The following is a 13,426-nucleotide window of genomic DNA, read 5'->3' as shown; positions in this document are numbered from 1 at the left end:
CACCGCCCGTTTGCTGAATTAACGTCCTGCTTTCAGCTTCTGATAATACTCTTCATAAATGCTGCTGGCTGCGCCAACGTCATTCTGCCATTCACCATTTTTAATGGTTTCAGCATCCGGGTAGAGCGTTTTATCGTTCGCCACTTCCGGGCTTAACAGCTTACGCGCCGCAAGGTTTGGCGTTGGATAACCGATAGTTTCGGCAACCTGTTTTGCCACATCCGGGCGCAGCAGGAAGTTGATCAATTTCAGCGCGCCTTCTTTGTTTTTGGCATTTGCCGGGATCGCCAGGCTGTCCATCCAGAAAATGCCGCCTTCTTTCGGCCACACCACGTCAATTGGCGTACCCGCCTGGCGTGCAACGAAAGCAGAGCCGTTCCAGATCATGCCGAGGTTAACTTCGCCTTCCATGTACGGGTTAGCCGGGTTATCGGAGTTAAACGCTGCGACGTTTGGCATCAGTTTTTTCAGCTCGTTATATGCAGCTTCAATCTCTTTCGGATCGGTAGTGTTACCGGAGTAGCCCAGTTTGCGCAGCGCCATCTGGAACACTTCACGGGCATCGTCGGTCAGCAGCAGGCTACCTTTGTACTCAGGCTTCCACAGATCGGCCCAGCTGGTAACGGATTTCGGATCTACCGCATCACCGTTAACGCCAATCGCCGTCGCCCCCCAGATATACGGAATGGAGTAGTCGTTATTCGGGTCAAACGGCTTGTTGAGCATGTCTGGATCGAGGTTGCTGAAATTGCTTAACTTCGACTTGTCGATCTTCTGGATCATCCCTTCTTTACGCATTTTATCGACGTAATAGGTTGAAGGAACCACCAGGTCGTAGGCACCGTCTTTGTACGTTTTCAACTTGGCGTACATGGTTTCGTTCGACTCGTAAGTCGAATAGATAACCTTAATACCGGTTTCTTTGGTGAACTGTTCAAGCAGTCCTGGCGGCACGTACTCGGTCCAGTTGTAGAAATACAGCGTATTGTTGTCATCGGCGTGAGCGGCGCTCATGCCCAGTGCCAGAGCACCCGCCGCGAGCAGGTGGCGTGACCATTTTTTCATTTAACGTCCCCTGTGTTACCTTTCGTTTTATCACGAGCAATAAGCTGGCTGGCAATTACCATCACCAGCGACAGCACCAGTAATATGGTTGCCAGCGCGTTAACTTCCGGCGATACGCCGACTTTGACCATCGAATAAATTTTTAACGGCAGAATTTCATAGCTTGGTCCGGTGACGAACGAAGAAACTACTACATCGTCCATCGACAGGGTAAAGCTTAACACCCAGCCCGCCGCCACCGCAGGCATTGCCAGTGGCAGAATGATTTTTCGCAGAATGGTAAATTCACTGGCACCGAGATCTTTCGCCGCTTCCAGCATCCGCACGTCAAAACCTTTCAGGCGCGAATACACCGTCACCACCACAAACGGCAGGCAGAAGGTGATATGCGAGAACAGCAGCGACCAGAAGCCAAGCTGAATACCCAGCAGCATAAACAGCACCAGCAGAGAAATCGCCATCACAATATCTGGCGACATCATCACCACAAACAGCATTCCGCTAACGAACGGCTTACCGCGAAAGCGATAACGGTACAGCGCAACTGCCGTCAGTGAACCGATAAGCGTAGCAAACGTCGCCGAAAACACCGCCATTGTTAGTGAATGCTGCGCTGCCTGTAACAGGCTGTCGTTGTTCATCAGCAGGCTATACCATTTGGTGGTAAAACCCTGCCAGTTGATGCCAAAGCGCGAGCTGTTAAAGGAGTTCACAATCAAAATAATGATTGGGATATACAGGTACGCGTAGATAGCGGTCATAAAACCGCCGCGAAGCAGTCGACCGATCATTCGAGTTCCACCTTTTTATTCAGCAGACGAGAAGCGCGCCAGTAAACCAGCAACATCAGGCCCATTACGATAGTCAGCGTAATGCTGGTGGCTGCACCAAATGGCCAGTCACGAATATTGAGGAACTGTACCTTGATGACGTTACCGATCAGCAGGTTTTTCGCACCGCCCATCAGGTCGGACACATAGAACAGGCCCATCGCTGGCAGCATCACCAGCAGACATCCGGCAATAATCCCCGGCATCGTCAGTGGGATAATGATGCGGATAAAGGTCTGCAACTTGCTGGCACCGAGATCGCGCGCCGCCTCAAGCAAAGGCTTATCCAGTTTTTCGATACTGGAGTACAGCGGCATCACCATAAACGGCAGCAGAATGTAAACCAGACCGATAATCACCGCACTGGGCGTGAACATGATACGGATTGGTGTGTCGATAACGCCCAGCCAGAGCAAAAACTCGTTGAGATAGCCTTTGGTGCTGAGGAAAATTTTCAGCCCGTAGATACGAATCAATGAGTTGGTCCAGAAGGGAACAATCAGCAGAAACAGCAGCAGCGGACGCACCTTGTGTGGCAGCTTCGCCAGAAACCAGGCAAACGGGTAGCCCAGCACCAGGCAGGCGAGGGTGGCGATCAGCGCCATATTCAGCGAGTGCAATAGCACTTCAAAATAGAGCGGATCGAGCAGACGCGTGTAGTTATCCAGCGTAAAGACCATTTTGACGAAACTGGCGTCGTCGCGGGTCAAAAAGCTGGTGCCAATGATCATCAGGTTGGGCAGAAAGACAAACAACACAAGCCAACCGACAATAGTGACAATCACTACATTCTGGAACTTACTTGTGTTCTTCATCAGCCAGTACGACCTCCCAGCTTTCTACCCAATTAATGGCCATTTTTTGGTCGAGAGAGTGGTCAAAGTCAGGGTCGTCTTCATTGAAGAATTCGCTGACCATCACCATCTTGCCATTTTCCAGTTCAACAACCGACTCCAGCGTCATGCCTTTGTAGTTACGCTCACGAACGTAACCAATCAGCCCTTCAGCGTGGTTGTCGTCGTTAATCTCTTCAACACGTAAGTCTTCCGGGCGCAGCAGAACATGCAGTTTTTGCCCCGGTTCAACGGCGAAGTTAACGTAGATATTACATTCGCGGCCTTCAACGTTGGCGCGTACGCGCTGCTCGTCGAGTCGCTCGATCACCGTGGCGTTAAACATATTAATTTCGCCAATGAACCCGGCAACAAACAGGTTTTTCGGCTCTTCGTAGATTTCACGCGGCGTGCCGTCTTGCTCAATGCGACCATCGCGCATCACCACAATCCTGTCTGACATGGTGAGTGCTTCTTCCTGGTCGTGAGTCACGAAGACGAATGTAATGCCAAGCTTACGCTGTAACGCTTTCAGCTCGTTCTGCATTTGCTTGCGCAGTTTGTAATCCAGCGCTGAGAGCGACTCATCCAGCAACAACAGACGAGGCTTGTTAACCACCGCGCGGGCAATGGCGACGCGTTGCTGTTGACCACCAGAGAGCTGATGCGGTTTACGTTGAGCGAAGGTTTCCAGTTGCACCATCCGCAGGGCTTCCATCACGCGGGGCGTAATTTCAGCAGCGGGGGTTTTTTGCATGCGCAACCCAAAGGCCACATTTTCGAACACGGTCATGTGGGGGAAAAGTGCGTAGCTTTGGAAAACAGTGTTCACATAGCGGTTTTCCGCCGGAACGTGGGTGATGTCCTCGTTATCCAGCATGATGCGTCCGGAATCAACAGTTTCCAGACCTGCAATCAGGCGAAGAACGGTTGTTTTACCGCAGCCAGAAGGGCCAAGCAGCGTGAGGAACTCGCCATTGTTGATAGTCAGATCCAGCTGGGGAATGACCTCTTTACCATCAAAGCATTTGCGAATTCCCGCCAATTGCACCAGCGGTGAAAGCGAACTCGGTTGTTTATTCAATTTTTTACTCTGTCCCATGTAAACGCAACGGATGGCTTACCGATGCGGGGTTTGTGGTTAACCACCTTGGTGACTCTTAATGAGGGCGGTAATTCTACGGCAAACCGCTTGAATCGCCAATCTTTGTTGTGAATTACTGGCTTAGCTTTATATTCATTAAGGTAATGCTGATAAATATTCCCGCTTGCAGGGGTAAAAGTGACCTGACGCAATATTTGTCTTTTCTTGCTTCTTAATAATGTTGTCACAAAAAGTGAGGGTGACTACATGGATAAACTACTTGAGCGATTTTTGAACTACGTGTCTCTGGATACCCAATCAAAAGCAGGGGTGAGACAGGTTCCCAGCACGGAAGGCCAATGGAAGTTATTGCATCTGCTGAAAGAGCAGCTCGAAGAGATGGGGCTTATCAATGTGACCTTAAGTGAGAAGGGCACTTTGATGGCGACGTTACCGGCTAACGTCCCTGGCGATATCCCGGCGATTGGCTTTATTTCTCATGTGGATACCTCACCGGATTGCAGCGGCAAAAATGTGAATCCGCAAATTGTTGAAAACTATCGCGGTGGCGATATTGCGCTGGGTATCGGCGATGAAGTTTTATCACCGGTTATGTTCCCGGTGCTGCATCAGCTACTGGGTCAGACGCTGATTACTACCGATGGTAAAACCTTGTTAGGTGCCGATGACAAAGCCGGTATTGCAGAAATCATGACCGCGCTGGCGGTATTGCAACAGAAAAACATTCCGCATGGTGATATTCGCGTCGCCTTTACCCCGGATGAAGAAGTGGGCAAAGGGGCGAAACATTTTGATGTTGATGCCTTCGATGCCCGCTGGGCTTACACTGTTGACGGTGGTGGCGTAGGTGAACTGGAGTTTGAAAACTTCAACGCCGCATCGGTCAATATCAAAATTGTCGGTAACAATGTTCATCCGGGCACGGCGAAAGGAGTGATGGTAAATGCGCTGTCGCTGGCGGCACGTATTCATGCGGAAGTTCCGGCGGATGAAAGCCCGGAAATGACAGAAGGCTATGAAGGTTTCTATCACCTGGCGAGCATGAAAGGCACCGTTGACCGAGCCGATATGCACTACATCATCCGTGATTTCGACCGTAAACAGTTTGAAGCGCGTAAACGTAAAATGATGGAGATCGCCAAAAAAGTGGGCAAAGGGTTACATCCTGATTGCTACATTGAACTGGTGATTGAAGACAGTTACTACAATATGCGCGAGAAAGTGGTTGAGCATCCGCATATTATCGATATCGCCCAGCAGGCGATGCGTGACTGCGATATTGAACCGGAACTGAAACCGATCCGCGGCGGTACCGACGGCGCGCAGTTGTCGTTTATGGGATTACCGTGCCCGAACCTGTTCACTGGCGGTTACAACTATCATGGTAAGCATGAGTTTGTGACTCTGGAAGGTATGGAAAAAGCGGTGCAGGTGATTGTCCGTATTGCCGAGTTAACGGCGCAACGGAAGTCGTGATTGCCCGATGCGTATGTGGACTGCCAATTACCGGGATGAAACCGTTATATTGATACTGGTCAACATACTTATCGTGCCTACAGGCGTTCAGTGCATGTAGGCACGATAAGGCGCAATCAGCGCCGCATCCGGCTTAAATCCAAACTTACCCTTCGAAGAACCAATACCCGCTATTGACCAGCGCCGCGAGCATCGCGAGGAATGACGGATCTTCCAGCGCATCGCCAAAATTCTCCGCAGTCAGCGCAATGTTGCTGGCGAGTGCATCCAGTGCCGGACGGTGCGGGGAATCGATCTTCTCACCATTGGCATACACGTCGTCGCCAATGCGCAATACGCGCAGACCACCCAGGCGCACCAGCACTTCACCTTGTTTCAGCGCATCGTAGATTTCATCTGGCTGATAAGGCGGTTCCGGCGGCGCGATATCCAGTTCATGACGTGACTGGGATATAAACTCGCCAAACCATTGCTTAAAGTGTTCCGGCTGGTTGATCAATTCGAGCATCATCTCACGCAGTTTATCCATCTCTTGCGGCAGAACGTCCGCAGGATGAGCGCGAGGTGGAACATCCGGATCGCTGTAGTAGTTGCCGCCCAGTTCACGTTGCAGCACATAATCGGCAAATCCGCTAATTAATTCCCGCGTATTTGGCGCGCGAAAACCCACGGAATAGTTCATCGCATTTTCCAGCGCGTAGCCTTCATGCGGGAATCCTGGCGGAATATAAAGAATATCGCCAGGCTCCAGCTCTTCATCGATGATGGCTTCGAACGGATCGACCTGTAACAGATCCGGGTGCGGACAGTGCTGTTTCATTTGCAGCTTTTCGCCCACTCGCCAGCGACGACGACCGGTACCCTGAATGATAAACACGTCGTACTGATCGAGATGCGGGCCGACGCCGCCGCCCGGTACAGAAAAAGAGATCATCAGATCATCAATACGCCAGTCCGGTAGTTCACGGAACGGTCGCATCAGCGCGGCGGTCGGCTCATGCCAGTGGTTCACTGCCTGTACCAGTAATGACCAGTTGGTTTCACCGAGATGATCGTAGCTTTCGAACGGGCCGTGGCTGACCTGCCATTTGCCATCCTGGTGACTGACCAGTCGACTGTCAACTTCGCTTTCCATCGCCAGACCCGCCAACTCGTCTGGAGAGATCGGGTCAATAAAATTAGTAAAGCCGCGTTTTAACACCACCGGGCGTTTCTGCCAGTGACGTTCAAGAAAATCGGGCCAGTTAAGAGTGAGTTGGTATTCCATGTTAAGCATCCACAGGCTGGTATCTGCAACCGATTATAACGGATGCTTAACGTAATGCGTGAAGTATGGACATATTTATTCATCTTTCGGCGCAGAATGCTGGCGACCAAAAATCACCTCCATCCGCGCACCGCCCAGCATGCTCTCTCCGGCGACGATTTTACCCTCATATTGCTCGGTGATTTCGCGGGCTACCGCCAGCCCTACACCTTGCCCAGGGCGTAAAGTATCAACCCGTTGACCACGGTCGAAAATGACCTCTCGCTTGCTTAATGGAATACCGGGGCCATCATCCTCGACCACAATATAGAGATGCTCGTCGGTTTGCCTTGCAGAAATTTCGACAAACTCGAGGCAATATTTACAGGCATTATCCAGCACGTTGCCCATCACCTCGACAAAATCGTTCTGCTCACCGACAAAGCTGATCTCTGGCGAAATATCGAGAGAGATATTGACCCCTTTGCGTTGATACACTTTGTTCAGCGCTGAGGTGAGATTGTCCAGCAGTGGGGCGACCGGATGCAGCTCGCGGCTGAGCAATGTCCCGCCGCGCATACTGGCACGATGCAGGTAGTAGCCAATTTGCTGTGAAATGCGGCTGATTTGCTCCAGCATTACCGGCTCAGCATCACTGACGCTCATCTTTTCACTACGCAGAGAACGCAGCGTACTTTGCAGCACCGCCAGTGGCGTTTTCAGACTATGGGTCAGGTCGGTGAGCGTCGTACGGTATTTGTCGTAACGTTCGCGTTCACTTTTTAACAATCGGTTCAGGTTTCGTACCAGACTGGTCAGTTCTCGCGTTGTGGCTGGATTGAGCAATTCGCGGTTATATTCTTCCAGTTCGCGGACTTCTTTTGCCAGGGCTTCGATGGGGCGTAAACTCCACCAGGCGGCGACCCACAGCAGCGGGATCACTAACAGCAGATTGGCTGAGAGCACATAGATAAACCAGCTCCAGACCATATAGGAACTTTTTAGCTCCACCGGAATGGTATCCACCACCACAAAGGTTAATTTTGGCATCCGCGATGTTGCCGGGTAGACGTTTACTGCCACCGAGTGGGTCATCTCCGCGTCGTCATCATCTTCCCGCACTTCCTGCAACTGTTGCTGTATCGAATGATCTCCACTCAGCAAGAGGCTGGTATCGTTAACATCCGCTTCAATTTCATGAAAACCATTCGATTTCAGCCAGTCAGGCTGGATCATCTTCATCAGCCAGGGCACGTCACGTTGCGCCCATAAAAGCTGCCCGTTCTCATCATAAATTAGCGTCATGGTGGGGCTTTGCTTGTCGATATTTTCGGGTAACTCGACATGCAACTTATTGTTTTCCCACTTCGCAAGGGTATAGAACAGATTGCTCTCGCCACGTAACAGCCGAAACGTAGTTTTATCGAAACTGACGCTATAACCGATCAGCGCGACCATTCCGTAGGCAAGCGAAAGCACCAGTACTACCGCAGCCGTTGCCAACAGAAAACGTACCCGCAGTGAGAGCGGGAAAAAAAGACGCAGTAATTTTTTCATCAGCGCAATTCGAACAAATAGCCCTGGCCGCGAACGGTAGTAATCACTTCTTGCGGATATTGTGCCTGAATTTTTTTGCGCAGACGTCCCATCAGTACATCAATGGTATGGCTTTCCCGCAGCTCCGCATCCGGATAGAGTTGGAGCATTAACGAATCTTTGCTCACCACTTTGCCATTATTGCGTATCAACGTTTCCATAATGGTGTATTCGAACGCGGTCAGTTTGATCACTTCGTCATTAATAGATAATTCACGGCGAGAGAGATCAACCTGAAACGGGGGTAGCGAAATGACCTGTGAAGCCAGGCCGCTATTACGCCGCATTAATGCCTGCATTCGCGCCATCACCTCTTCAATATGAAACGGTTTAGTCACGTAATCATCAGCACCGGCACTTAATACTTCGACTTTGTCCTGCCAGCTTTCACGGGCGGTTAATACCAGAATCGGCAGTGAAACATCATTGCTACGCCAGCGGCGAATCAGTGACAGACCGTCCTCGTCAGGCAATCCGAGATCGACAATCGCAATATCCGGTAAATGTTCATTGAGATAATAATCGGCTTCTTTGGCATCTTCTGCGTCATCGACCTGATGACCAGCATCCTGAATCTGAACTTTAAGGTGGTGACGTAACAACGCATTGTCTTCAACAACCAGTACGCGCATTTTTATTTCTCCCTGTCTTAATTATTAAAATAGTGTAACGCGATTATGTGTTTATGGGGGTAAACATTAAATAAACCAGCGGGGAGGGGAGGTAAAGTGAAAAAAGAAAAAGTGGATAATTTTAATAAACAGGCCGGACAGCATCGCCATCCGGCACTGATACGAGTTTATTTCAGCTCATCAACCATGGTGATAGCTCGACCAATATAGTTAGCCGGCGTCATCGCTTTCAGGCGGGCTTTCTCTTCTTCTGGCAACGCCAGACCATCGATAAACTGCTTCATGCCTTCGGCGTCAACGCGCTTACCGCGAGTCAGCTCTTTCAGCTTCTCGTACGGTTTTTCGATGCCATAGCGACGCATAACTGTCTGGATTGGCTCAGCCAGCACTTCCCAGTTGTGATCCAGCTCATCCAGCAGATGGTCACGGTTTACTTCCAGTTTGCTCACGCCTTTCAGGGTGGATTGATACGCAATCAGCGCATAACCGATACCCACGCCGAGGTTACGCAGCACGGTGGAGTCGGTCAGGTCACGCTGCCAGCGGGAAACCGGCAGTTTGCTTGCCAGATGCTGCAATACCGCGTTGGAAAGGCCCAGATTCCCTTCGGAGTTTTCGAAGTCAATCGGGTTAACTTTATGCGGCATGGTGGAAGAACCAATCTCACCAGCAATGGTTTTCTGTTTGAAGTGGTTAAGGGCGATATAACCCCAGACGTCACGGTCAAAGTCGATCAGAATGGTGTTGAAGCGCGCAACGCAATCAAACAATTCGGCAATGTAGTCGTGCGGTTCGATCTGGGTGGTGTACGGGTTCCACTGAATACCCAGCGAGGTGACGAACTCTTCGCTGAACTGATGCCAGTCAACTTCCGGGTAAGCGGCGATATGGGCGTTATAGTTACCGACCGCGCCGTTGATTTTGCCGAGGATCTCCACCTGATTAAGCTGGCGGTACTGGCGCTCCATACGGTAGGCGACGTTTGCCATCTCTTTACCGATGGTTGACGGCGTGGCTGGCTGACCGTGGGTACGAGACAGCAGCGGGATATCGCGGTACTGAACGGCGAGATCTTTAATGCCATCAATCAGTTGACGCCAGTACGGCAGGATCACTTCATCACGCGCGGTTTTCAGCATTAATGCGTGGGAGAGGTTATTGATATCTTCCGAAGTACAGGCAAAGTGGATGAATTCAGAAACCGCGTGCAGTTCCGGGATCTCCGCCACTTTTTCTTTCAGGAAATACTCAACCGCTTTAACGTCGTGGTTAGTGGTACGCTCGATGGTTTTGATGCGTGCGGCATCTTCTTCGCTGAAATTGGCGACAATTGCATCAAGGTAACCGATTGCGTCGGCAGCAAAAGCAGGAACTTCCTTGATCGCTGCGTGCGCGGCCAGTTTTTGCAGCCAACGTACTTCAACTTGTACACGGAATTTCAGCAAACCATATTCGCTGAAAATCCCGCGCAGCGCGCTGACTTTATCGCCGTAGCGTCCATCGACAGGGGAAACGGCGGTCAGTGAGGATAATTCCATAGATCACAACTCCGGGGTTAAATGAGCAAGAATTTGTTTTGCCTGAGTGGTCAGGCGATTACGAGAAAACATCAGTTGCAGACGTCCGCCGCCGACCTGGTGCCAGAGCACGGCGGCGCGAATGCCTGCCAGCAGGGTTGCGCGAACTTTCGCCTGCACTTGTGGGCTTTGCAGTACAGCAGGGGAACCGGTGACCTGAATGCGCGGGCCAAGCGGGCTGATCACATCAACATAGATAGCAGCCATCGCGCTCATCAGCGTTTCGGACTGTAAATCGAAGTGTTCGAGCTGGCGTTGCAGGCCGTTGATCCGGTTGCCCAGAGTGTCGAGCGCGCCTTTCGCTGAGGAGAGTTTGCGCTCAAGCACCATCAAGCTGAGTGTGTAGCGGGTTAATTCGGCGTTTAAGCCCTGGCGACTGCTGGGATTGAGCACGCCGAGCAGGGTTTCCAGCCCGACGCGCAGGTTGGCTTCGCTACCGCCAAAAACCGCCAGCGTCGAGCTGGGGTTCATATCAATAATACTGTTGAGTGAGACGTGTAGCGCATCGGCATCACAATGCCCCTGGTGAGCGAGTTGTTGCACCAGGCGTGCCGACTGACAAATACCGGCCAGGGCGAGGGTGATGTCATAGTAATTCTTTGCCACGTTCACTGCTTCCTTGTTTTAAGTAAAGATAATAATCAGACCGGCAGCGGCAGACGCTGCTCAATAATACCGCCACCGAGGCACACTTCACCGTTATAGAAGACGGCAGACTGGCCCGGCGTCACGGCGGCAACCGGTTCATCGAAAATCACTTCAATGCGATCATCGTCCAGCGCCTTGACGGTGCAAGGGATATCGGTCTGGCGATAGCGGGTTTTTACCGTGCAACGCATAGTGCCGGTGAATGGTTCGCGATCGACCCAGTGCAACTGCTGGGCAATCAACCCGACAGACATCAGCCGCGGGTGTTCATGGCCCTGAGCGACAACCAGAATGTTGTTTTCGACGTCTTTGTCCACCACATACCACGGTTCTTCGGTACCTTCTTTGGTGCCACCGATACCCAGACCTTTACGCTGACCGAGAGTGTGATACATCAGCCCCTGGTGCTCACCAATTTCATCGCCATCGACGGTAATGATTTTGCCCGGTTGCGCCGGGAGATAACGGCCCAGGAACTCGCGGAATTTACGTTCGCCAATGAAGCAAATGCCGGTAGAGTCTTTTTTCTTCGCGGTGACCAGACCAAGATCTTCAGCAATCTTACGCACCTGCGGTTTTTCCAGTTCGCCGACCGGGAACAGGCTTTGCGCAATCTGCTCATGGCTGAGCGTATAAAGGAAGTAGCTCTGGTCTTTATTGCTGTCCAGACCACGCAGCAGGCGGCTCTTGCCATCGACATCGGCCCGACGTACGTAATGACCGGTAGCGATATAATCGGCACCTAAATCTTCGGCGGCAAATTCGAGGAAGGCTTTAAATTTGATCTCTTTGTTGCACAGAATATCCGGATTCGGCGTGCGACCGGCTTTATATTCGGCAAGGAACAGTTCGAAGACGTTGTCCCAGTACTCGGCAGCAAAGTTAACAGTGTGCAGTTCAATGCCGAGCTTGTCGCAGACAGCCTGGGCATCAGCCAGATCCGCTGCCGCTGTGCAATATTCCTCACCGTCGTCTTCTTCCCAGTTCTTCATAAACAGGCCTTCAACCTGATATCCCTGTTGTTGCAACAGCCAGGCAGAAACGGAGGAATCGACACCGCCGGACATGCCGACGATTACTTTTTTTGCGGTTTCAGACATTGGATCACTCACGACATTGAACTTCAAGGCGGCGTATTCTATCACGCAGCCTTTTAGATGACACCCTTTGTAAAAGGCCAGTTAAAATCGCCAATCATCTCCAGCGGATAGCGTTGCCCGCTTTGATAACAACGGATACTTTCCGCCACCAGCGGCGAACGAAGATTTGACGCCTTTAAAATCTCTTCGGCGCTGACCCAACGACAGCAGTCGATATCGCTGTCATGAGGCTGGGTCGGGCATATTTGCTCAAGCTCAATGGCAAAGAGGAAACGCAAAAACGGCGTTTTATCTGGCGCAATCCACTGATGCATACGAATAAAGTGTTGCGGCTGCGCGCTGATGCCGGTTTCTTCCCACAGTTCACGGGCGGCGGCTTCCACTAAGGTTTCATCGGCTTCCAGATGCCCGGCAGGTTGGTTCCATAACGCTTTACCATTAATCGTCTCTTCAACGACTAAAAATTTGCCTTCTGCGTGCACCACGCAAGCAACGGTAACGTGCGGTTTAAACATTTTGCATCCTTAATCTGTCACTTCTCGCCATTCGCCATTGGCAAGATTATCCAAAGAGTAATCTCCCATCGCATAGCGAATCAGTCGCAGCGTGGGGAAACCAACATGGGCGGTCATGCGGCGCACCTGGCGATTACGTCCTTCATATAAGGTGATCTTCAGCCAGCTGGTGGGAATACTTTTGCGTTCACGAATTGGTGGATTCCGCGGCCATAACCACGCTGGTTCGTCAACCAGCTCCGCGCCGGCGGGCAGGGTAGGGCCATCATTTAAGGTTACGCCATTGCGCAAGGCTTCAAGTGCGTCTTGTGTGGGAATACCTTCCACCTGCACATAATAGATTTTCCCGGTGCGTTTACCCGGCTGGGTTAAACGCGCCTGCAACGCGCCGTTATTGGTCAGCACCAGTAACCCTTCGCTATCGCGGTCAAGACGACCTGCTGCATAAACGCCCTGAACCGGGATGAATTCTTTTAATGTTTTGCGTCCGGCTTCATCGGTGAACTGCGGAAGAACATCGTAGGGTTTATTGAACAGGATCACACGCGTGGGCTGGTTTTCAGGTTTACGCCTGGTAGAACGTTGCGAGCTGAATCGCTTAACCTGGTGATTTCTAAAAGAAGTTTTTTGCATGGTATTTTCAGAGATTATGAATTGCCGCATTATAGCCTAATAACGCGCATCTTTCATGACGGCAAACAATAGGGTAGTATTGACAAGCCAATTACAAATCATTAACAAAAAATTGCTCTAAAGCATCCGTATCGCAGGACGCAAACGCATATGCAACGTGGTGGCAGACG

13 protein-coding genes are annotated in these 13,426 nt (G+C 51.2%); 1 reads left to right on the top strand and 12 read right to left on the bottom strand.

All coding sequences use genetic code 11. The features are described 5' to 3' along the window. Positions 1-18: 18 nt before the first annotated feature. The 4 genes from potD to potA are packed head-to-tail and all read right to left on the bottom strand — an operon-like array spanning position 19 to position 3,830. A complete protein-coding gene (gene potD, locus HGD79_RS05480) occupies positions 19-1,065 on the bottom strand; it encodes a spermidine/putrescine ABC transporter substrate-binding protein PotD (RefSeq protein ID WP_000759309.1) in 1,047 nt (348 codons plus the stop codon). Then, positions 1,062-1,856, bottom strand: coding sequence for a spermidine/putrescine ABC transporter permease PotC (gene potC, locus HGD79_RS05475; protein WP_000580316.1), 795 nt, complete (start codon positions 1,854-1,856; stop codon positions 1,062-1,064). The genes potD and potC overlap by 4 nt, the downstream gene beginning before the upstream one ends. Continuing rightward, a complete protein-coding gene (potB, locus tag HGD79_RS05470; RefSeq protein WP_000799401.1) occupies positions 1,853-2,710 on the bottom strand; it encodes a spermidine/putrescine ABC transporter permease PotB in 858 nt (285 codons plus the stop codon). The genes potC and potB overlap by 4 nt, the downstream gene beginning before the upstream one ends. Beyond that, positions 2,694-3,830, bottom strand: a complete 1,137-nt coding sequence (gene potA / locus HGD79_RS05465) for a spermidine/putrescine ABC transporter ATP-binding protein PotA (RefSeq protein ID WP_000531594.1) — start codon at positions 3,828-3,830, stop codon at positions 2,694-2,696. Before potA ends, potB begins: the two co-directional genes overlap by 17 nt. A 249-nt stretch (positions 3,831-4,079) precedes the next feature. Here potA and pepT point away from each other — a divergent pair, with 249 nt between their 5' ends. Continuing rightward, positions 4,080-5,309 carry a peptidase T gene (gene pepT, locus HGD79_RS05460; protein WP_000359438.1) on the top strand — a complete coding sequence of 410 codons (1,230 nt, stop codon included), beginning with the start codon at positions 4,080-4,082 and terminating at the stop codon, positions 5,307-5,309. Between the two features lie 145 nt (positions 5,310-5,454). On the opposite strand, the gene roxA is transcribed toward pepT, so the two are convergent. From roxA to rluE, 8 genes are all read right to left on the bottom strand, one after another. Further along, a complete protein-coding gene (gene roxA / locus HGD79_RS05455) occupies positions 5,455-6,576 on the bottom strand; it encodes a [50S ribosomal protein L16]-arginine 3-hydroxylase (RefSeq protein WP_139496399.1) in 1,122 nt (373 codons plus the stop codon). Positions 6,577-6,651: 75 nt separating this feature from the next. Next, a complete protein-coding gene (gene phoQ, locus HGD79_RS05450) occupies positions 6,652-8,112 on the bottom strand; it encodes a two-component system sensor histidine kinase PhoQ (protein ID WP_168848322.1) in 1,461 nt (486 codons plus the stop codon). Further along, on the bottom strand, positions 8,112-8,783 hold the full coding sequence (gene phoP, locus HGD79_RS05445; protein WP_001265481.1) for a two-component system response regulator PhoP: 672 nt from the start codon (positions 8,781-8,783) through the stop codon (positions 8,112-8,114). The genes phoQ and phoP overlap by 1 nt, the downstream gene beginning before the upstream one ends. Positions 8,784-8,950: 167 nt before the next feature. Then, a complete protein-coding gene (gene purB, locus HGD79_RS05440) occupies positions 8,951-10,321 on the bottom strand; it encodes an adenylosuccinate lyase (RefSeq protein WP_000423729.1) in 1,371 nt (456 codons plus the stop codon). Between the two features lie 3 nt (positions 10,322-10,324). Beyond that, complete coding sequence (hflD, locus tag HGD79_RS05435) at positions 10,325-10,966, bottom strand: high frequency lysogenization protein HflD (protein ID WP_168848321.1); 642 nt, start codon at positions 10,964-10,966, stop codon at positions 10,325-10,327. Positions 10,967-11,001: 35 nt separating this feature from the next. Next, positions 11,002-12,108 carry a tRNA 2-thiouridine(34) synthase MnmA gene (gene mnmA / locus HGD79_RS05430; RefSeq protein ID WP_001297484.1) on the bottom strand — a complete coding sequence of 369 codons (1,107 nt, stop codon included), beginning with the start codon at positions 12,106-12,108 and terminating at the stop codon, positions 11,002-11,004. Between the two features lie 53 nt (positions 12,109-12,161). Then, positions 12,162-12,623, bottom strand: coding sequence for a phosphatase NudJ (gene nudJ, locus HGD79_RS05425; RefSeq protein WP_000476089.1), 462 nt, complete (start codon positions 12,621-12,623; stop codon positions 12,162-12,164). Between the two features lie 9 nt (positions 12,624-12,632). Next, complete coding sequence (rluE, locus tag HGD79_RS05420) at positions 12,633-13,286, bottom strand: 23S rRNA pseudouridine(2457) synthase RluE (RefSeq protein WP_001248691.1); 654 nt, start codon at positions 13,284-13,286, stop codon at positions 12,633-12,635. Positions 13,287-13,426: the final 140 nt, after the last annotated feature.

This window comes from Escherichia sp. SCLE84, assembly GCF_012584495.1.
Taxonomy (GTDB): Bacteria; Pseudomonadota; Gammaproteobacteria; order Enterobacterales; family Enterobacteriaceae; genus ECMA0423.
This window is presented reverse-complemented; position numbering and strand designations above follow the sequence as displayed.

What these genes read in the sequence shown, in the direction of transcription:
- potD (WP_000759309.1), bottom strand. Translation starts at nt 1,065, where the DNA reads ATGAAAAAATGGTCACGCCACCTGCTCGCGGCGGGTGCTCTGGCACTG.
- potC (WP_000580316.1), bottom strand. Translation starts at nt 1,856, where the DNA reads ATGATCGGTCGACTGCTTCGCGGCGGTTTTATGACCGCTATCTACGCG.
- potB (WP_000799401.1), bottom strand. Translation starts at nt 2,710, where the DNA reads ATGAAGAACACAAGTAAGTTCCAGAATGTAGTGATTGTCACTATTGTC.
- potA (WP_000531594.1), bottom strand. Translation starts at nt 3,830, where the DNA reads ATGGGACAGAGTAAAAAATTGAATAAACAACCGAGTTCGCTTTCACCG.
- pepT (WP_000359438.1), top strand. Translation starts at nt 4,080, where the DNA reads ATGGATAAACTACTTGAGCGATTTTTGAACTACGTGTCTCTGGATACC.
- roxA (WP_139496399.1), bottom strand. Translation starts at nt 6,576, where the DNA reads ATGGAATACCAACTCACTCTTAACTGGCCCGATTTTCTTGAACGTCAC.
- phoQ (WP_168848322.1), bottom strand. Translation starts at nt 8,112, where the DNA reads ATGAAAAAATTACTGCGTCTTTTTTTCCCGCTCTCACTGCGGGTACGT.
- phoP (WP_001265481.1), bottom strand. Translation starts at nt 8,783, where the DNA reads ATGCGCGTACTGGTTGTTGAAGACAATGCGTTGTTACGTCACCACCTT.
- purB (WP_000423729.1), bottom strand. Translation starts at nt 10,321, where the DNA reads ATGGAATTATCCTCACTGACCGCCGTTTCCCCTGTCGATGGACGCTAC.
- mnmA (WP_001297484.1), bottom strand. Translation starts at nt 12,108, where the DNA reads ATGTCTGAAACCGCAAAAAAAGTAATCGTCGGCATGTCCGGCGGTGTC.
- nudJ (WP_000476089.1), bottom strand. Translation starts at nt 12,623, where the DNA reads ATGTTTAAACCGCACGTTACCGTTGCTTGCGTGGTGCACGCAGAAGGC.
- rluE (WP_001248691.1), bottom strand. Translation starts at nt 13,286, where the DNA reads ATGCGGCAATTCATAATCTCTGAAAATACCATGCAAAAAACTTCTTTT.